This is a genomic window from Panacagrimonas sp. (genome assembly GCF_965216805.1).
GTDB lineage: Bacteria > Pseudomonadota > Gammaproteobacteria > Nevskiales > Nevskiaceae > Panacagrimonas.
This window is the reverse complement of record NZ_CBDCGN010000003.1, coordinates 1,101,639-1,120,675: the sequence shown is the minus strand read 5'-3', so window position 1 is coordinate 1,120,675 and position 19,037 is coordinate 1,101,639. Positions and strand designations below refer to the sequence as shown.

The window sequence follows — 19,037 nt, the reverse complement described above, 5'->3', positions numbered from 1 at the left end:
CGGCTCAGCTGCGACCCAGGCCACAGGCGCGCATGGCGTCCAATAGGCCGTCGATATGTGCAGGCTGATGCCCGGCCGACAGGGTAATGCGCAGCCGAGCGGTGCCGGCCGCCACGGTGGGCGGGCGGATGCCGGCCACCCAGTAACCGCGCTCGAACAGCGCGCGCGACGCCTTCATCGTCTGCGCCGAATCGCCGATGAGCAGCGGCTGGATCGGCGTCAGTCCAGCATGCTCCACCGCGGGTGGGCCCAGACGGATGCCGAGTTGCGCCGCCCCTTCGGTGAATCGGGCGATGTTGGCGTGCAACTGCGCGCGCAGCGCCGGCTCGTCGGAGATGATGCGTAGCGCTTCTCGCGCCGCCGCGGCGATGGCCGGCGGCGGCGCGGTGGAGAACACGAAGCTGCGCGCGCGCTGGATCAGGTACTCGATCAAGGCTTCGCTGCCGGCGACGAATGCGCCCGCTGCACCGAGCGACTTGCCCATGGTCGCCACGTAGATGTCGGGACGGGTTCCGAGCAGTTCGTTGGCACCGCGTCCCTGCGCCCCCAGCACACCGAAGCCGTGGGCATCGTCGGTCATCAGCGCGGCGCCGTGTTGCGTACACAGCGCAGAAAGTCCGGGCAAAGGCGCAAGGTCGCCATCCATGCTGAATACCGAGTCGGTGACGACCACGCGCAGACGGGAGTCGGCAACCGGGAATCGGGAATCGTCCAGCGCGGCAGCGAAGCCATCCACATCCGCGTGTGATACGCGGACATAGCGCGCGCCGCTCAAACGCCCGCCGTCGATCAGCGAGGCATGATTGAGTTCGTCGGCGATCAGCACGTCGTCGCGTCCCAGCAGGCCGCGCAGCACCCCGCAGTTGGCGGCCCAGCCGGAGGTGAACAGCAACACCCGCGGGTAGCCGGTAAATTCGGCCAGCGCCTCCTCCAGCAGGCGGTGCTCGCGGTTGTAGCCGCTGATCAGCGCCGAGGCACCACTGCCGGTGCCGCATTCCTGCAAGGCCCGCTGCGCCGCCCGCGACACCCGCGGATCGGATGCCAGGCCCAGATAGTCATTGCTGCAGAAGTTGAGGCATTCGTGGCCATCGACCTCCAGGCGCACCCCGTGGGTGCCACCGATGACGCGGCGCACGCGGTACAGGTCGGCATCGCGCAACTCGCTCAGCCGCCGCGACAGCCGCGCGTCCAGCGTTCGCGCGGACGATGCGTCCAACGGCGGGCGGGTGTCGTCGGCCATGCGTTGTGACTAACAGCAGCCGCTGGCGCTGCAGGACGGGCCGCCAGTGGTGATCAAGGCTTCCATCGCCTCTTCCTGCACGGCGGACTCCGCGCCCTGCACCGACATGCCGAGCCGTGCGAGCAGCGCGCGATCCTTCGCGTTCTGCGGGTTCTCGGTGGTCAGCAGCTTGTCGCCGTAGAAGATCGAGTTCGCGCCGGCGAAGAAACACAGCGCCTGGAGTTCGTCGCTCATCTCGGTGCGGCCAGCGGACAGGCGCACGGCCGACTTCGGCATCATGATTCGCGCGACCGCGATCTGGCGCACGAAGTCGAGCGGGTCGAGCGCCGCCGTGCCTTTCAAAGGCGTGCCGGCAACCTGCACGAGGTTGTTGATCGGCACGCTGTCCGGATGCGCCGGCAGGTTCGCGAGCTGGCGCAGCAGCTCCGCACGATCTTCCGGTTGCTCGCCCATGCCGACGATGCCGCCGCAGCAGGTCTTCATACCCGCGTTGCGCACGTGCTCGAGCGTGTCGAGGCGATCCTGGTAGGTGCGCGTCGTGATGACCTTGCCGTAGTACTCGGGCGAGGTGTCGAGGTTGTGGTTGTAGTAGTCCAGGCCCGCGTCGGCGAGGCGCTGCGCCTGGGTGTCCTTGAGCATGCCCAAGGTCATGCAGGTCTCCAGGCCCAGCGCCTTCACTTCGCGCACCATCGCCTCGACCTTGTCCAGATCGCGATCCTTCGGCGAGCGCCAAGCTGCGCCCATGCAGAAGCGCGTCGCACCGCCGGCCTTGGCCTCGCGCGCGGCCTCGACCACGGCCTGCACTTCCATCAGAGGCTCTTTCTTCAGGCCGGTCTCGAAGCGCACCGACTGCGGGCAGTAACCGCAATCCTCCGGGCAGGCGCCGGTCTTGATCGACAGCAGGGTCGAGAGCTGCACCGTGTTCGATTCATGGAACTGCCGATGCACGGTCTGCGCGCGGAACAGCAGGTCGTTGAAGGGCAGCGCGAACAAGGCCTGCACCTGCTCGCGGGTCCAGTCGTGGCGCAGTTCGGGCGGCGAGAATGTGTGCTGATTCATTAAATAAAATTTCCATTACCAAGAATATCGACGCAATGCTTGCGGATACGGTGAGCAGGGCTCACCGTCTGGCCCGGAGTTTCGGAGTCCGTCGAGGGGACTGTCAACTTGAAACGCCTGCGATGGGTTGACGAATGCCTGTCCTGGATCGCGCCGCCGCGGTGCGAAACCTGTGGTGCCGACGACGCTGAGCATGGCCTGTGTCGGCGATGTGTTGGCGACCTGCCGTGGAACCGCAACTGCTGCCCGCGCTGCGCCCAGCCGCTGACGGTCTCAACGCTATGCCGGCGTTGCCTGCGACGTGCGCCGGCCTTCGACAGCGCGTCGGCGGCGTTTCGTTACGAAGGCGTCGCGCAGCTGGGCGTGGTGCGCCTGAAGTACGCCGCGCGATTCGAGCAGTCGCGGCGTCTGGGCGGCCTGATGGCGCAGCAACTGGCGGCGCGCCCACAGCCCCTACCCGAACTCCTGATTCCGGTGCCGCTGCCGCGCTGGCGCCTGTACCGGCGCGGCTACAACCAGGCGCTGGAGATCGCCCGCGCAATGGCACGTGTGTTGGCGATCGAGGTCGCCGCCGACGCCGCGCAGTTGCGGCGCGTGCCGGCCGACCAGATCGGCCAGAGCGCCGCGCAGCGGCGGCGCAACCTGCGCGATGCCTTTACGGTGAGCCGCCCGCTCTGGGGTATGCACGTGGCGCTGGTGGACGACGTCATGACCACCGGCGCCACGCTGGACGCGCTGGCCCGGGCCACCCGCAAGGCCGGCGCCGCGCACATCGAGGCCTGGGCGCTGGCGCGCGCGCCGTGACGCAGCGCAACGCTTGGTCTGGGCTCTGCGATGCGGGGCGGCTCAGGCGCAGTAGCCCGGGCGAAGCCCGGGGCTTCGGTCGGACACGAGCGCGCAACCCCGGGTTGCACCCGGGCGATCAAATCGCGCGCCATCCGAGATCCGCGTCCGATGCCGTCGCCGACAGCCGGCTCAGAGCGCCGTCGCCGCAAACGTGTCGCAGCGCTCCGGATCGCCGGACTCGAAGCCCGCGCGGAACCAGCGCTGACGCTGTTCCGAGGTGCCGTGCGAAAACGAATCCGGCACGACCCGGCCCTGCGACTGCTGCTGCAGGCGGTCATCGCCGATGGCGCTGGCGGTGTTGAGGGCTTCAGCGATATCGCCCTCTTCCAGCCACTGGTGCTCGGCCTCGGCGAGGTTCGCCCACACCCCGGCGTAGCAATCGGCCTGCAGCTCCTGGCGCACCAGCAGGCCACCGTCGCCCTCCACGTTCTGGCCGAGCTGACGCGCGGCCTGCACCTTGGCTGAGATCCCGAGCAGGGTCTGCACGTGATGACCGACCTCGTGGGCAATGACATAGGCGTAGGCGAAGTCGCCGCCACCGCCCAGGCGCTGGTCCATGGCCTTGAAGAAACTGGTGTCGAGATAGATCTCGCGATCGCCGGGGCAATAGAACGGCCCGGAAGCCGAACTGGCGTTGCCGCAGGCGGTGCTCACGTAACCCTCGAACAGATTGAGTTTGGGCAGCTCGTAGCGCAGACCGGACGCCTGAAAGATCGGCGTCCACACGTCCTCGGTCTCGCCCAGGATGGTGGCGATGAACTCGGCAGTTTCGTCGTCCACCGGCGGTGCGCCACCTTGCTCCGAGGTCGGCGCGGTGCCGCCCTGCATCTGCCCGAGCATGCCCAGGATCTCCATCGGGTCCTTGCCCAGGGCGAGAGCGATCAGCACGACTGCCGCGATACCGACCAGCCCCATCCCGCCGCCACCCGGCCGCAGGCCGCCGCCGCGCGTGCCGCCGCGGCGCAGGTCCACCAGGTTGTCGCTGCGTCTTCCCTTTCTCCAGCGCATAGCGTTCTCCGATGACTCGCTGAGGTTAAGCGGCCTTGCGTGACGCCCCTTCCGGGCCAGCCAGAAATTGTTCCGCAAACGCGGCGTAGCGGCCTTCCTCGATCGCCGCGCGTATCCGCCGCATCACACCCTGGTAGTAATGCAGATTGTGAATGGTGTTGAGCCGCGGCCCCAGCATTTCATTGCAGCGGTCCAGATGATGCAGATAGGCACGCGAGTAGCGGCTGCAGGTGTGGCAGTCGCAGTCCGGGTCCAGCGGGCCTGGATCCTCGCGGTGCTGCGCGTTGCGCAGCTTGACCACGCCCTGCGAGGTGAACAGGTGGCCGTTGCGCGCGTTCCTCGTCGGCATCACGCAATCGAACATGTCGATTCCGCGACCGACCGCCTGCACCAGGTCGCGCGGCGTGCCGACGCCCATCAGATAATGGGGTTTGTCGACCGGCAGATGCGGGCCGATGGCATCCAGCACGTGCAGGCGCTCCGCCTCGGTCTCGCCCACCGACAGGCCGCCGAGCGCATAGCCGTCGAAGCCGATCTCGGTCAGGCGTTGCAGGGACTCGCGGCGCAGGTCCTCCAGCATGCCGCCCTGCACGATGCCGAAGAGTGAGGCGGGGGTTTCAGGGAGCGCCGGTGGCGCTCCCTGCCCGCCGAACGCCCGGGGTCGGGGCCCCGGGCCGCTCGCCTTCAGCGCTTCATGCGCTGTCTTGCACCTCGCACCCCAGCGCGCACTCATCTCCATCGACTTGCGCACCTGCTCGGGGGTGGCGGGATGCGGCGTGCATTCGTCGAACTGCATGACGATGTCCGAACCTAGTGCGTGCTGCACCTCGATCGCGCGCTCGGGCGTCAGGAACACGCGATCACCGTTGATCGGCGAAGCGAACTTCACGCCCTCTTCGGTGATCTTGCGCAGGCCGCTCAGGCTCCACACCTGGAAGCCGCCGCTGTCGGTGAGGATGGGGCCGTCCCAGTCCATGAAGCGATGCAGGCCACCCAGCTTGACCATGGCCTCGGGTCCCGGTCGCAGCATCAGGTGAAAGGTATTGCCGAGCAGAATCTGGGCGCCGGTTCCGCGCACCTCGGCGGGGCTCAGGCCCTTGACCGTGCCGTAAGTGCCGACCGGCATGAACGCTGGCGTTTCAACCATGCCGCGTGCGAACACCAAACGTCCTCGGCGTGCGGGCCCATCGCTGGAGATCAACTGGAATTGCACGGCGGGCGAACGGCGATAGACAGGCAGGGGCGCGGATTGTCAGGCTCCGCGCCATCTCAATCCAGCCGGGCATGCCGCGCATGACTTCCTACGCCTCACGTTATGAGCACGTCGCGCCGGCCACGGTGCGTTTCTGGGCGATGATCGATTCCGGCGTGCTGGCCCTGGCCACGCCGTGGACCGCCACCCTGTTCCTGGGTGCGCTGTACTGGTTCAACGGCCTGCTGGGCTACGAGAGCACGGCGCCGGCGTTCGGAACGATGCAGATGTTTTTCGTCAATCTGTCCGGCGTGATGGTGGGTGTATGGGTGGTGGCGCGGCTGCTGCACCCGGTGGGCATGCTGGCGCTGGTCGACGGCGTCGGTCGCCTGCTGGTCGCGCTGCTGCTGATCGCCTATCTGCTGGCGGCCGATGCGCCGCCGGTGCTGTGGTTCTTCGTGTTCACCGAGGCCGTCGGCGCAATTCCGCAACTGCGCGCCTGCCTGGTCCCACGTCGCGAAGGATAGGCATCGTCGCGCGGGCTGCTACATTCGCGGCGGCCATGGAAGACCAGAGTTACCGCCCCGACCCCGTCGACGCGCTGGTGGCGCGCCTGTACCGCAACGCACTGGCGATCGCGCCGGACCGCTTTCGCGCCTGGGCATTGCAGCAGGTCGCCAGCGTGGTGCCCTGCGACGCCGCACTGTGGGGCAGCGGCGGCGGCGCCAACTCGGGGTTTCACACCTCTACCGTGATCGGCGTGCCGGCCGATTTTCCGCAGCGGCTGGAAGCGACCAGCCACATCAATCCGCTGCTGCCGCGCATCCTGTCCAACCTGGAGCAGCCGGTGGACATGCAGAGCGTGCTGCCGGACGCCGACTTCCACACGTCCGAAATCTATCGCCAGGTGTTCGGTCCGCTGGGCATCGAGCGCATTCTGAGTACCGCGCACCTGGACGCCCGCAGCCGCCTGTACTCGCTGGTCACCCTGTACCGGCACGACGCCACAAAACCCTTCACCGTGATCGAGCAGCGCCAGCAACAGCGCATCACCTATCACCTGTTCAACGCCGCCTCGCACGGCTATTTCCTGCACCTGCTACGCAATACCGAACGCGCGCTGGGCAGCGGTGCCGCCGTCGTGGACCGGCAGGGGTTGTTTCACGAAGTGCAGCCACGCTTTCACGAACTGCTGGACCGCCACTATCCGGGCGCCTCGCCGGATACTCCGTCGCTGCCCTTCTCCATACCGGCGCCAGGACAGACCGTCACCCACGGCAAGCTCTGCGTGCGCTGCAAGTCGCTGGGCGACGTGTTCATGCTGCTGGCATGGGAAGCGGGGCCGCTGGACCGCCTGACCGCGCGCGAACGCGACGTGGTGATGTCGGTGGCGCAGGGCCTGTCGTTCAAGCAGGCTGCGCGCAAGATCGGCGTGGCGCCCTCCACCGTCGCCAATCACCTGTACCGCGTCTACCGCAAGCTGGGCGTGAGCAGCCGCGCAGAACTCGCCACCCTCGTGCATCCGCAATCGTGAGGAACCGCGTGCGCCTTACGCGCGGTGATAGGGATGGTTGGCCAGCAGGCTCCAGGCCCGGTAGACCTGCTCGGCAATCAGCACGCGCACCAGCGCATGCGGCAGGGTCAGGCGCGACAGCGACCAGGTGTCGTCGGCGCTCTCCAGCACGACACGCGAATGACCATCCGGGCCGCCGACGATCAGCGCGACGTCGCGACCGTTCTGCATCCAGTTCTTGAGTCGCGCCGCGAGATCCGGGCTGGTCCATGACGTGCCGCGTTCGTCGAGCACCACACGATGGTGATCGCGCGAACGCTCCAGCAGTTTTTCGCCTTCGGCGGATTTGGCGCGTTCGATGTCAGGGTTCTTGCCGCGCGCGGCCAGCGGCAGTTCCACCAGTTCCAGCTTGAGCTCGCGCGGCAGTCGTTCAGCGTAATCGCCAAAACCGCTGTTCACCCAGGCCGGCATGCGCGTGCCGACCGCGAGCAGGCGCAGCTTCACTGCTGTGCGGCGGACTTGACTTCCTTCATGTCCCACAGTTTTTCGAGCTGATAGAACGCACGCGCCTGCGCTTGCATGACGTGCACCACCGCGTCGCCCAGGTCCACCAGCACCCATTCGGACTCGTCCAGCCCCTCGATGCCCATGGGCCGGAATCCGCCCTCTTTGCATTTCTCGACCACCGCCTGCGCCAGCGATTTCACGTGCCGGTTGGAGGTGCCGCTACAGATCACCATGGTGTCGGTCATGCTGGTGAGGCCGCGCACATCGAGCACGCTGACCTCCTTGGCCTTGAGATCTTCCAGCGCCGCCAGCGCCAGTTGCACCACGGGATCGTCAGTCGCTTGCAGGTAGGTCGTCATGGGTCAGGTTGCCGAGGTCCTCGGGGGTGAAGGAATCGATGACGGCCTGCGGCAGCAAGCCGCGGACCGAGCGCCCAGCCGCCAGCAGGCGGCGGATGCGCGTGGAAGAGATGGCCAGCGGCGGCAGTTGTGCAGCCATGAACAGCCCAGCCGGCTGACGGCCGAACGCGCTGGGATCGGTCGCGCGCCGCCGACGCAGCAGGGCCTGCAGCGGCGGCGCCGGCGCCGACGGCTCGGACGGCCGCTGCACGAATACCAGGTGCGCCAGGTCGGGAATTTCCTGCCAGCGATGCCAAGTGTGGAACTGGTTGGCGGCGTCGTCGCCCACCAGCAGCACGATCGACGCCTCCGGCCACTCGGTGCGCAGGCCGGCCAGGGTGTCGTAGGTGTAGCTGCGCCCGCCACGCCGCACCTCGCGATCGTCGGCGATCAGACCGGGCTCGTCGCCGCAAGCCAGCCGCACCCAGTCCAGCCGACGCTGTGCCGGCACCGTGGGCCGCTCGCGATGCGGCGGCTCGCCGGCCGGAATCAGATGCACGCGATCCAGCTGCAGGCGCTCGCGCAGTTCCAGCGCCAGTCGCAGGTGCCCGTTATGGATAGGTGCAAAGGTGCCGCCGAAGATGCCGATGGCGCGGCTTGCGCCGGGAATCGGGGATCGAGAATCGAGAATCGTTGAGGGACCGGCTTCTACCATTCCCGATTCCCGATTCCCGATTCCCGACGGTCAACGCACATTGCCATCGCCCAGCACGATCCACTTCTGCGAGGTCAGTCCTTCCAGGCCTACCGGTCCGCGCGCATGGAACTTGTCGGTGCTGATGCCGACCTCGGCGCCCAGTCCGTATTCGTAACCGTCGGCGAAACGGGTGGAGGCGTTGACCATCACCGAAGACGAATCCACCTCGCGCAGGAATCGACGCGCGCGCGAGTAATTCTCGGTGACGATCGCGTCGGTATGCGCCGAGCCATAACGGGCGATGTGATCCATCGCCTGGTCCAGACCGTCCACCACTTTGACGGCCAGGATCGGCGCGAGATATTCGGCCGCCCAATCCGTTTCGCTGGCCGGCTTGGCGAGAGCGATGGCGGCTCGGGTGCGCTCGCAGCCGCGCAGTTCCACGCCCGCCTCACTGAAGATGCGGCCCAGTTCGGGCAAGACCTGCTGCGCGATGGGCTCGTCCACCAGCAGGGTTTCCATGGTGTTGCAGGTGCCGTAGCGCTGGGTCTTGGCATTGACCGCGACCGAGACCGCCTTGTCCAGATCGGCATCGCGGTCGATGAAGACGTGGCAGACGCCATCCAGGTGTTTGATCACCGGCACCCGCGCGTTGTTGGAAACGGCTTCGACCAGCCCCTTGCCGCCGCGCGGAATCACCACGTCCACGTATTCCGGCATCGCCACCAGCTGGCCCACGGTGCGACGGTCGGTGATGTCCAGCACCTGCACGGCGTCTTCCGGCAGGCCGGCATCGCGCAGCGCGCGCGCAATGCAGCGGGCAATCGCCAGGTTGGAATGCATGGCCTCGGATCCGCCGCGCAATATGCAGGCATTGCCCGACTTGAGACACAGACTGGCCGCATCCGCCGTCACGTTGGGACGCGATTCGTAGACGATACCGACCACGCCCAGCGGCACACGCATGCGGCCAACCTGGATACCGGATGGGCGCAGGCGCATGTCGGTCAGTTCGCCCACCGGATCGGACAGGTTGGCAATCTCGCGGACCCCGTCGGCCATGGCCGCGATGCGATCCAGATTCAACTCCAGCCGATCCAGCAGCGCGGCATCCAGTTTGGCCGCCTTGCCGGCGCGCATGTCCCGGTCGTTGGCGCCGAGGATGGCGTCGGCCTCGTCGCGCAGGATGCGCGCGAGCGCGAACAGGCAGGCATTCTTGAGGCCGCTGTCGGCGCGCGCCATAGCGCGGCTGGCAGCACGGGCGCGCTCGCCTTTTTCCCGCATGTAGGCGGTAATCTGGTCTTGTCCGGCGCGCGGAGTGTTTGCCACTTGAGCGTTCATGCAGCCATGGGTCGGATCACGCGGCGCCCGGCGGCCGCGACGACCCATGTTAGCAACTCCTCCCAGGCCTGCTCCCGTCCGCCGGTGGACTTGGCGGCCTGATCCACCGCGGCGGCCTGGCGCAGCCAGCCGTAGATCTGGGTACTGCGCGCGCGGGTCAGGGCACGCGACATGGCGGGAATGCGCGCACGTGCGATGCGGGCCTCGGCGCAGGCGCGGGCGGCGTCGCCGCTGCGCTGATAGATGGCCTGCGCCTGCGCCCACTGGCGCAGCACCCAGGTCAGCGGCCCCAGCACCGCCAGGGCATCCAGCCCCTCGCCACGCAGACGGGCAAGGGCCCGTACGGCACCCGCGGTGTCGCCATTGAGCATGCGTTCGCCCAGGTCGAAAGCGTCGAATCGTGCGCTGTCCGCCACCACGGCGCGGACCTGCTCAGCGCCTATCGCAGCACCGGGGGAAAGCAGCGCGAGCTTGTCGATGTCCTGCCTGGCGGCCAGGGCATTGCCTTCGGTGCGCTCGGCCAGCTCTTCGACGGCCGCAGCGTCGGCTTGCAACCCGGCAGCGCGCAAACGCTGCGCCACCCAATCCGGCCATTGTTCCAGCGCGATGGGTGCCGCATAGATCGAGGCCCCGGCCTGCTCCAGCGCGACGTACCAGGCGGCCTGTTGCTGGCGATAGTCGAGCTTGCCGGCGGTGACCAGCAGCAGCACGTCCTGCGGCGGACGCTGTGCCAGCTCGACGAGCAGCTTGGCGCCATCTATTGACGACTTGGCGCCGGGAGCACTGTCGTCGTCGCCGTCGTCGTCGCCGGACTTGCTGCGCCCGGGATTAGGCCCCTTGGGCATGCGCAGTTCCACGATCTTGCGAGTCGCGAACAGCGACAGGCTGCCGCAGGCTTCGACCAGCCGGCTCCAGTCGAAGCCGCGGTCGACGTCGAACACCTCGCGCTCGCTGTAGCCCTGCGCGCGGGCAGTGCCGCGCAAGCCGTCCAGGGCTTCTTCCATCAGCAGCGGCTCTTCGCCGGCCACCACGTAGACCGGCAGCAGGGACTTGCCCAGGTGCGCCTTGAGCTGTTCGGGGCGCAGCTTCATGGACGCAGGGTTTCGGCGTCGGCGCGCGCCGCGCTGAGGTCGGACGCCAGCAGCGCCAGCGGCATGCGCCGGCGCAGGGCATCGTCAGTGGACAGCGCCATCTCATCCCGGAACGCCAGCTTGACCTCGGCGCGCACGAACGGCGCGTCGGCGTGTACGCGCTGCGCCAGGGTTGGATCTGTGGCGATCACCGCCAGGACCTCTTCGATGCGCGCGCCCTGGCGATGGGCGACATGGCTGGCCGCGACGCCGTCCAGGCCCGCTGCGGTCAGGCGCTTGACCGCCAGCGGCAGCCATAGCTCGAAGTCCTCGCGCGGCGCGCCGGGCAGACGCTTGAGACCGGTCAGCGAACGTGTCTTCTTGATGCGCAGCGAGCGCTGCACGCGGTCGACGATCTGCGCCGCATCGCAACGCGAGGTGGTGTACTTGCCGCCGATGGGCAGTACCAGGCGCGGCTCCGGCTCCACGATGTCGAACTCGCGCGACACCGCCGACAGGCTGGAAGCGTCCTCGGCCTGCAAGGTGCGCACGCCGGAATAGCGCGCGATGACATCGGACTCGGTCCAGCCCAGGCCCGGCAGGCCGCGACGCACGCCGTCGATCAGATAGGTGGTTTCCTCGTCGGTGGGCACCGCCTCGTCCGGGCTCTGCACTTCGGACTCCGTGGTGCCGACGATGGTGCGTCCGTACCAGGGAATCACGAAGAACACGCGACCGTCCTTGGCGGTGAGCAGGAAAGCCTCGGTGCAGCCCTGGATCGCTGGCAGCAGCAGGTGCGTGCCCTTGACCAGCTTGACCCGCGGCGCTTCCGGCCCCAGCAGCGAACGTGCCCAGGGCCCGGCGGAATTGACGATGCAACGCGCGCGCACCTCGAAGCGCTCGCCGCTTTCCATGTCGCGCAACTGCGCCCCGCAGATGCCGTCGTCGTTGCGCAGTAGTTTTTCGGCCTGCAGCTTGTTGGCGCACACCGCACCCGCCGACTGCGCGGCGGCCACCACGGTCATGGTCATGCGTGCATCGTCTTCCTGACAGTCGCCGTAGCGAAAGCCGCTGACGAGGTTGTCCGGATCCACGTACGGATACAGTTTGAGCAGGCTGCGCGGATTGAAGCGCTTGTGCGGCTTGACCGGCCCGCTGCCAAAGGCGAGCGCGTCGTAAAGAGTCAACCCGGCCGAAAGCATCAAGGGGCTCGCGCGCGGGCCCTTCCACACCGGCAGGATGAAATCCAGCGGGCGTACCAGGTGCGGCGCCAGCCGGGTCAGCAGCCGGCGTTCGCGCAGCGCATGGCGCACCAGCGCGAACTCGTAATGTTCGAGATAACGCAACCCGCCGTGGATCAGCTTGCTCGATGCCGACGAGGTGCCGCTGGCCCAGTCGTTCTTCTCGATCAGCGCCACTTTCAGCCCGCGCAGCGCGGCGTCGTAAGCGGTCCAGGCGCCGTAGATGCCGCCGCCGATGACCAGCAGGTCGAAGTCTGCGGACAACCTGGAGACGTCGCGAACCAGGGGAAACGCGGGGGTCGCGGGTTTGGTGACGGACTTTTCCATGGCGCTAGTGTTGCACCGCAGCGCTCACCGCGGATTCCGGATCACGCCACTACCTCCACCAGCCCGTTATGCCGCAGCAGCGGCTCGATGCTGGGCTCGCGACCGCGGAATTCGCGGAACAATTGCGCCGCTTCGCGCGACCCGCCGCGCGACAGGATGTGCTCCAGGAAGCGACGCCCGGTTTCGCGCAAGCCCTCGGGCGTGAGCCCGGATTCCTCGAAGGCCGCAAAGGCATCCGCCGACAACACCTCGGCCCACTTGTAGCTGTAGTAGCCGGCGGCGTAACCGCCCGCAAAGATGTGCGAAAAACTCCAGGGCATGCGGTTGAACGCGGGCGGCTTGAGCACCGAGACCTCGTTGCGCACCGCTTCGATGGTGTCCAGCACGCGCGCACCTGCGGCCGGGTCATAATCGCGATGCAAGCGCAGGTCGAACAGCGAGAACTCGATCTGCCGCACGGTGCCCATACCGGTCTGGAACCGGCGCGATTCGCGCAGCTTGTCGATCTGCGCATCCGGCAAGGGCTCACCGGTCTGCCAGTGGCGCGCGTAGCTCTTGAGCATCTGCGGCTCGTAGCACCAGTTCTCCATGAACTGGCTGGGCAGCTCCACCGCATCCCATTCGACGCCGTGGATGCCGGCCACGGCAGACTCCTCGACCTGGGTCATCAACAGGTGCAGACCGTGACCGAACTCGTGGTACAGCGTCACCACCTCGTCGTGGGTCAGCAGGCCGGGCAGTTCTGCGCCATCGTTGTTCAGGGGCGGACGGAAGTTGCACACCAGGTAAGCCACCGGCAGTTGCAAGCCATCGGCGCTGCGACGCCGGCTCAGGCACTCGTCCATCCAGGCACCGCCGCGCTTGTGTTCGCGCGCGTAGGGATCCAGATAGAAGCGACCAAAGATTTTTCCGCGCTCATCCTGCAGGGCATAGACCTGCACCTGCGGATGCCACACCGAGGGGCCATCCACCGCCACGACGTGCACGCCGTAAAGGCGACGGATCAAGCCGAACAAGCCATCCAGTACCGACGGCAGCGGGAAATAGGGCCGCAACGCCTCTTCGTTCAGCCCGAGTTTTTCTTCCTTGAACTTCTCGCTGTAGTAGGCGATGTCCCAGGGCTGCAGATCGTCCGGCCCGCCGAGCCCACGTGCATAAGCACGCAGCGCTTCGAGTTCGACCTGCGCGCGCGGCCTGGATCGCTGCGCCAGGTCCTGCAGAAATCGCTCCACCGCGTCGGGCGATTCCGCCATCTTGGTCGCCAGCGACAGTTCGGCGTAGTTGGCGTAGCCCAGCAGCAGTGCCTCCTCGTGGCGCAGCTTGAGGATCTCGTCCATCAGCGCGCTGTTGTCGAACTGCCCGGCCTGCGGGCCCTGATCGGACGCGCGGGTGGCGTAGGCGGTGTACAGCTCGCGACGAAGATCGCGGTCGTCGGCGTAGGAGATCACCGCGTCGAAGCTGGGGAAGTCCAGCGTCAGCAACCAGCCCTCCAGCTCCTTGGCCCTGGCTTTCTGTGCGGCCTGCTCCAGCGCCGTGTCCGACATGCCGCGCAGGCGCGCCGCGTCGGTGACCTGCAGCGAGAACGCCTGGATGGCGTCCATCAGGTTTTCTTCGAACTTGGTCTGAATTTCCGAAAGGCGCATGGAAATCTGCTTGTAACGTTCTTTCTGCGAAGGCGGCAGGCCGATGCCAGACAAGCGGAAATCACGCAGGGCGTCGCGGATCACTTTCTGCTTGATCTCGCCCAGCGCGGAGAACTCCGGCGACTCCGCAAGTCCCTTGTAGGCCTGATACAGCGGTTCGGACTGCGACAGCTCCAGGCCGTACTCGGTGACCTTGGGCAGGCAGGCATTGAACGCCGCGCGCCATTCGGCGCTGGAGGTGACACCGAACAGATGCGAAACCGGACCCCAGGTGCGCGACAGGCGTTCGCCCAGGCCCTCCAACGGCTCGATCAGGCTGGCCCAGGTGGGCTGTTTCAGGTCCTGCAGCAGCGCAGCCAGGGCCGCGCGATTCTGTTCCAGGACGGCGTCGATCGCCGGCAGCGCCTGTTCCGGTTGAAACTCGTGAAACGGCGGCAGCGCGTTGAGCGGTCGGTCCTGCAGGAGCGCGTTGTTCATCGGATCGAAAAGTGCCAGGCAAGAGAGATTCAGAGATATGGTGCAACCTGACGGCGGTTCAAGCGAGCGGTACCGAGGACTCGGGGCGTAACCGTCAAGGCACGCCACGTGCCAGCAGCGCAAACGTCGTTGCCGCACCGAGCAGAGCCGCCACGCACAAACTGGCCAGACCGGTCCAGCGCAGGCCGCGGGTCAACTGCCGCTCCGACTGCGTCGACAGGATGTACGGCCGGCGACGATCGTCGGGCCGGCCCAGTACGTGCAAGTCCGGCGCCGACACGGTGCCTTGCATCGGCAAGTGGGTGCGGGAGGCGCCGGTACGGCCCGCGTCCGCACCCACCTCGCTGCGCTCGGACACCGTGCCGCGGGCCGGCTGCACCGAACGCTCGACCTGCTCGGCGCGCACCTGCTTGACCGCCGCGGCGCGTGCCAGCTGCCACTCCTTGACGCTGATCTCGCCGTCGCCATCGGCGTCGAAGCGTCGCAGCAGGCCGGCGCGATCCCGTTTCCACTGCGCCAGCAGGTCCGATACGTCCTGGCTTTCCTGGTCGTGACGGACCGCCGTCTGGCTGCGGAACTCACCCAGCGCGTAGAGCCAGTCGCCATAACGCACCAGGCGTTCGCGATAGCGGAAGTCGCCGAACTCGAACCACGAGCGCTCGGCCGGATACGACTGCGGGCGCCGTACCGAACCGCGCCAACGCCGCGAGACGCTGGGAATCACGCGTGCGCCGACCGGATCGATCACGCATTCGCCGGTGCCGTCGGCCAACAGGAACAGTTCGTCGGAGGTACCGCGCTCGATCACCTTCCACTCGGTGCGCGCACTGCCGTTGCGGTACTCGCGCTGCTTTTGCTCGACGCGAAAGTCCCACCAGCAACAGCGCTCTCCGGACAGGGGCGCCCGAATCTCGGGGCCTGGCATGAGCCGCGAATGGCCCTGCAATTCGACATAGCCCTGCGCGGCGGAGCGGATGCGCGAGGTCGGCGTGTTCTCGATCAGGCGCGCGCGTTGCAACTGCACCCATCCGTAGACGAAGCCGCCGGCACCGAGCAGCGACATGACCACGATGGCAATCCAGAACGGCCGCGTTTCAGCCTGGGCGATCGCCAGCAGGATCGCCGTCACCCAGTCCATGCAAGCGCCTGCGGACGACTCACTTGCGCGGCTTGAATCTGAACAAGCCGCCTAGGCGCGCGCTCAGCACTTCCGCGCTCTGGTTGACCACGCCGGCGTAGCTCTCCACCAGCTCGCCGGTCTGGGTCTGCCGGATGGCGTCCTGAAAGCCCAGCTTCACCTGTTCGCGCAAAGCGGGCAGCAGTTCCTGCCCAGCCGCTAGGACACCCGCCTTCACGCGCTGTTCGAACTCGGCCTGGATCTCGGCCAGGCGCTGGTCGAACTGCGCTTGCAGACGGCTCCGATACAGCCATGCCGCCAGGATCCAGGTCAGGACCGCGGACAGCAGGCCGGTCATTACGACCGGGACGATCCAGGTGCCGATCATCATGATGCTCCTCTCCGGTGAGCCGGGCGCCGACGCCCACTCAGGTGGCGAACAGGTTCTTGACGTCCACGTCGCGAATTTCCTCAGCCTGGAATTCCAGCAGCTCGGCCGCCTTGAAGCCGCCCATGCGGGCCACGATGACGTCGGGAAACTGCTCGATGCGCACGTTGTTGACGTTGACGCTCTCGTTATAGAACTCGCGACGGTCGGCGATGGCATTTTCCAGCCCGGTGATGCGACCGAGCAGCGTCTGGATCGACTCGTTCGAACGCAGCTCGGGATAGGCCTCGACCGTGGCGGTGATGCCACCCAGGCCGGAGCGCATCAGGGTTTCGGCGGCGCCCACACCCTTGACGTCCCCCTTGTCCGCCGCGGCCTTGGCGCCGCTGCGCGCCTGCATCACCTTTTCCAGAGTGGCGGTTTCGAACTGCATGTGCTGCCTGCAGGTCTCCACCAGCTTGGGCAGTTCGTCGTGGCGCTGCTTGAGCAGCACGTCGATGTTGCTCCACGCCTTGGTCACGTTGTGCTTGAGCGCCACCAGCCCGTTGTAGATGACGACGGCATAGATCAGCGCGATCCCCACCACGGCCAGCACGATGTAAGTCCCCACTTCCATCTCCCGATCTGCGCAATCGGCGCCCGGTCAGTGTAGCCCGCGCGACACTCGGCGTTCAGCTTGTCGCGCTACCATTATTGTTGCACTGCGGTCAGACTTATCCCGCTACACAACCCGCTGTATCGCCAAGAGGAAATGTCCCGTGCGGCTTCTGTTGACCAGCCTGATGGCCCTGCTGATTCTGACCGGTTGCACCGGCCAGGCCTTTCTCAATTCTCTGACCCCCTCGCGCGGCTACGAGTTGGCGGCCAACCTGATCTACGATCAGGGCAAGAACCTGCGCCTGGATATCTACTCGCCGCCCAACGTACAGAACGCGCCGGTGGTGGTGTTCTTCTTTGGCGGTCGCTGGAGCGAGGGCGACAAGGACCAGTACACCTTCGTCGGCGAAGCGCTGGCATCGCGCGGCTTCGTGGCAGTGCTCCCCAACTACCGTCTGTACCCCACCGTGCGCTTCCCCGAGTTCGTCAACGATGGCGCCCGCGCCGTCGCTTGGCTGCGCGACAATGTCGCCACCTACGGCGGCAGCCCGGACAAGATCTTCGTCATGGGACATTCGGCGGGCGCCCACCTTGCCGCCATGCTGGCCGTACGCGAGGAGTTTCTGGCGCAGGCCGGCGGTTCGCGCAGCTGGCTGCGCGGCATGATCGGCCTGGCAGGTCCCTACGACTTCCTGCCCATCACCGACCCCACGCTGCGCGACGTGTTCGGCCCGCCCGAGAGTTTTCAGCAGTCGCAGCCGATCCTGTTCGCCAACGGCGACAACCCGCCGATGCTGCTGATGCACGGCGAGGACGACGAGATCGTGTTCGTCAAGAACACCCGCAACATGGCGGACGCCATCAAGCGGGCCGGCGGTCCGATCGAAACGGTGATCTACCCCAAGATGAGCCATCGCTACATCGTGGCGTCGCTGGCCAAGCCGCTGCGCGGACAGACCGACGTGATCCAGCACGTGTCGGAGTTCGTCAACCGCTGGGCTACGGCGCCGCGCTCGGCGATCCGCCCCCCGGACGCCGATCCCGGCATCCAGACCATGCCGCTGCCGATCAACTGAGCCGCCGCGGGATGATTCGGCCGTTCGGCGGCACCGTTCCGACACTCGCAGCCGGCGTCTACGTCGACGAACAGGCCTGCGTGATCGGCGACGTGCACCTTGGCGCGGACGCCTCGGTGTGGCCCTTCGCTACCGTGCGCGGCGACGTCAATCGCATCCGCATCGGCGCGCGCAGCAATGTGCAGGACAACGCCGTCCTGCACGTCACGCACGACGGCCCCTACACGCCCGGCGGCGCCGACCTGCTGATCGGCGAGGACGTGACCCTCGGTCACGGCGCGATCCTGCATGCCTGCCATCTCGGCAATCGCGTGCTGGTCGGCATGGGCAGCCTGCTGCTGGACAAGGTGGTGGTGGAGGACGAGGTCTTCATCGCCGCCGGCAGCCTGGTGTCGCCGGGCAAGCGCCTGCAGAGCGGCTGGCTCTACGCCGGCAGGCCAGCCAGACCGGTGCGCGAACTGAGGCCGGAAGAAATAGAAAACTTGCGCTATTCGGCGGCGCACTATGTCCGGGTCAAAAACCGCTACCTGCATCCGGAAATCTGAGTCGCCGTTAAAATCGGCGTCCCGCTCGCCTCCCCCGGAATCCGCAATGCCGACTCTCGTTCTCCTGCGCCACGGCCAGAGCCAGTGGAATCTCGACAACCGCTTCACCGGCTGGGTCGACGTGGACATCACCGAGGCCGGCCGCCAGGAGGCGCTGAAAGCCGGGGAGCTGATGAAGGCCGCCGGCCTGCGCTTCGACTGCGCGCACACCTCGGTGCTGCGTCGTGCGATCCGCACGATGTACACCGCGCTGGACGTGATGGATCAGCTATGGATTCCCGTCACCAAGAGCTGGCGGCTCAACGAGCGTCACTACGGTGCTCTTCAGGGACTGGACAAGGCCGAGACGACCGCCCGACACGGAGAGGCGCAGGTCAAGATCTGGCGCCGCAGCTACGACGTGCCGCCGCCGGCGATGGAGTTGACGGATCCCGGCCATCCGGCCAGCGACGCCCGCTACGCCAAGCTCGATGTGGCCTGCCTGCCGGGCACCGAATCGCTGGCCACCACCTTGGACCGCGTGCTGCCGTACTGGCATGACCGGATCGCGTCGCAATTGAAGACCGGCCAGACGGTGCTGGTGACCGCGCACGGCAATTCACTGCGCGCGCTGTACAAGTATCTGAACAAGGTGTCCGAGTCCGAGATCGTCGAACTCAACATCCCCACCGGCATCCCGCTGCGTTTCGAGCTGGACGATGCACTCAAGGTGAAATCGTTCGCCTATCTCGGCGATCCCGATGCGGCGAGGCGCGCCGCCGAGGCCGTGGCGAACCAGGCCAAGGCGGCGCGCTGACGCGTGCAGGCGCTGGGCC

Annotated in this window: 20 protein-coding genes; 6 read left to right on the top strand and 14 right to left on the bottom strand. The window is 67.1% G+C overall.

Features of this window, described 5'->3' with window-relative positions; genetic code table 11:
• Positions 1-4: 4 nt before the first annotated feature.
• Positions 5-1,240: an aminotransferase class I/II-fold pyridoxal phosphate-dependent enzyme gene (locus ACOOHP_RS18155; protein WP_420467893.1), complete on the bottom strand. Its 1,236-nt coding sequence runs from the start codon at positions 1,238-1,240 to the stop codon at positions 5-7.
• A gap of 9 nt (positions 1,241-1,249) precedes the next feature.
• Complete coding sequence (gene bioB / locus ACOOHP_RS18150; protein ID WP_420467892.1) at positions 1,250-2,299, bottom strand: biotin synthase BioB; 1,050 nt, start codon at positions 2,297-2,299, stop codon at positions 1,250-1,252.
• A gap of 108 nt (positions 2,300-2,407) precedes the next feature.
• Here bioB and ACOOHP_RS18145 point away from each other — a divergent pair, with 108 nt between their 5' ends.
• A complete protein-coding gene (locus ACOOHP_RS18145; protein WP_420467891.1) occupies positions 2,408-3,103 on the top strand; it encodes a double zinc ribbon domain-containing protein in 696 nt (231 codons plus the stop codon).
• A 171-nt stretch (positions 3,104-3,274) separates the two neighbouring features.
• Here the strand turns inward: ACOOHP_RS18145 and ACOOHP_RS18140 are convergent, their stop codons facing one another.
• Both ACOOHP_RS18140 and ACOOHP_RS18135 read right to left on the bottom strand, forming a co-directional pair.
• A complete protein-coding gene (locus ACOOHP_RS18140; RefSeq protein WP_420467890.1) occupies positions 3,275-4,153 on the bottom strand; it encodes a neutral zinc metallopeptidase in 879 nt (292 codons plus the stop codon).
• Between the two features lie 25 nt (positions 4,154-4,178).
• Positions 4,179-5,366, bottom strand: a complete 1,188-nt coding sequence (locus tag ACOOHP_RS18135) for a tRNA guanosine(34) transglycosylase Tgt (RefSeq protein ID WP_420467889.1) — start codon at positions 5,364-5,366, stop codon at positions 4,179-4,181.
• Positions 5,367-5,446: 80 nt separating this feature from the next.
• Between ACOOHP_RS18135 and ACOOHP_RS18130 the strand changes: the two genes are divergently transcribed.
• Together ACOOHP_RS18130 and ACOOHP_RS18125 are read left to right on the top strand one after the other, a co-directional pair.
• Complete coding sequence (locus ACOOHP_RS18130) at positions 5,447-5,872, top strand: hypothetical protein (protein WP_420467888.1); 426 nt, start codon at positions 5,447-5,449, stop codon at positions 5,870-5,872.
• 35 nt (positions 5,873-5,907) lie between these two features.
• On the top strand, positions 5,908-6,879 hold the full coding sequence (locus tag ACOOHP_RS18125) for a response regulator transcription factor (protein WP_420467887.1): 972 nt from the start codon (positions 5,908-5,910) through the stop codon (positions 6,877-6,879).
• Positions 6,880-6,894: 15 nt separating this feature from the next.
• Here the strand turns inward: ACOOHP_RS18125 and rlmH are convergent, their stop codons facing one another.
• From rlmH to ACOOHP_RS18075, 10 genes are all read right to left on the bottom strand, one after another.
• Positions 6,895-7,362, bottom strand: coding sequence for a 23S rRNA (pseudouridine(1915)-N(3))-methyltransferase RlmH (rlmH, locus tag ACOOHP_RS18120; protein WP_420467886.1), 468 nt, complete (start codon positions 7,360-7,362; stop codon positions 6,895-6,897).
• Complete coding sequence (rsfS, locus tag ACOOHP_RS18115; RefSeq protein ID WP_420467885.1) at positions 7,359-7,724, bottom strand: ribosome silencing factor; 366 nt, start codon at positions 7,722-7,724, stop codon at positions 7,359-7,361. The genes rlmH and rsfS overlap by 4 nt, the downstream gene beginning before the upstream one ends.
• Complete coding sequence (nadD, locus tag ACOOHP_RS18110; RefSeq protein ID WP_420467884.1) at positions 7,699-8,418, bottom strand: nicotinate-nucleotide adenylyltransferase; 720 nt, start codon at positions 8,416-8,418, stop codon at positions 7,699-7,701. Before nadD ends, rsfS begins: the two co-directional genes overlap by 26 nt.
• 30 nt (positions 8,419-8,448) lie before the next feature.
• Positions 8,449-9,741: a glutamate-5-semialdehyde dehydrogenase gene (locus ACOOHP_RS18105; protein ID WP_420467883.1), complete on the bottom strand. Its 1,293-nt coding sequence runs from the start codon at positions 9,739-9,741 to the stop codon at positions 8,449-8,451.
• Positions 9,738-10,832 carry a DNA polymerase III subunit delta gene (holA, locus tag ACOOHP_RS18100; protein WP_420467882.1) on the bottom strand — a complete coding sequence of 365 codons (1,095 nt, stop codon included), beginning with the start codon at positions 10,830-10,832 and terminating at the stop codon, positions 9,738-9,740. The genes ACOOHP_RS18105 and holA overlap by 4 nt, the downstream gene beginning before the upstream one ends.
• Positions 10,829-12,379, bottom strand: a complete 1,551-nt coding sequence (locus tag ACOOHP_RS18095) for an FAD-dependent oxidoreductase (RefSeq protein WP_420467881.1) — start codon at positions 12,377-12,379, stop codon at positions 10,829-10,831. Before ACOOHP_RS18095 ends, holA begins: the two co-directional genes overlap by 4 nt.
• A 41-nt stretch (positions 12,380-12,420) precedes the next feature.
• Positions 12,421-14,499, bottom strand: a complete 2,079-nt coding sequence (locus ACOOHP_RS18090; protein ID WP_420467880.1) for a M3 family metallopeptidase — start codon at positions 14,497-14,499, stop codon at positions 12,421-12,423.
• A gap of 94 nt (positions 14,500-14,593) precedes the next feature.
• Positions 14,594-15,637: a GIDE domain-containing protein gene (locus ACOOHP_RS18085; protein WP_420467879.1), complete on the bottom strand. Its 1,044-nt coding sequence runs from the start codon at positions 15,635-15,637 to the stop codon at positions 14,594-14,596.
• Between the two features lie 19 nt (positions 15,638-15,656).
• Positions 15,657-16,007 (bottom strand): hypothetical protein, encoded by a 351-nt coding sequence (locus ACOOHP_RS18080; RefSeq protein ID WP_420467878.1) that lies wholly within the window; start codon positions 16,005-16,007, stop codon positions 15,657-15,659.
• A gap of 37 nt (positions 16,008-16,044) precedes the next feature.
• On the bottom strand, positions 16,045-16,620 hold the full coding sequence (locus tag ACOOHP_RS18075) for a LemA family protein (protein WP_420467877.1): 576 nt from the start codon (positions 16,618-16,620) through the stop codon (positions 16,045-16,047).
• Between the two features lie 142 nt (positions 16,621-16,762).
• Between ACOOHP_RS18075 and ACOOHP_RS18070 the strand changes: the two genes are divergently transcribed.
• Genes ACOOHP_RS18070 through gpmA form a run of 3 tightly spaced genes read left to right on the top strand, consistent with a single transcriptional unit; the run spans position 16,763 to position 19,018 of the window.
• Positions 16,763-17,677 carry an alpha/beta hydrolase gene (locus ACOOHP_RS18070; RefSeq protein WP_420467876.1) on the top strand — a complete coding sequence of 305 codons (915 nt, stop codon included), beginning with the start codon at positions 16,763-16,765 and terminating at the stop codon, positions 17,675-17,677.
• Between the two features lie 11 nt (positions 17,678-17,688).
• Positions 17,689-18,222, top strand: coding sequence for a gamma carbonic anhydrase family protein (locus tag ACOOHP_RS18065; RefSeq protein WP_420467875.1), 534 nt, complete (start codon positions 17,689-17,691; stop codon positions 18,220-18,222).
• Between the two features lie 46 nt (positions 18,223-18,268).
• Entirely contained in the window at positions 18,269-19,018 is a 750-nt protein-coding gene (gpmA, locus tag ACOOHP_RS18060; RefSeq protein WP_420467874.1) for a 2,3-diphosphoglycerate-dependent phosphoglycerate mutase, read from the top strand.
• Positions 19,019-19,037: the final 19 nt, after the last annotated feature.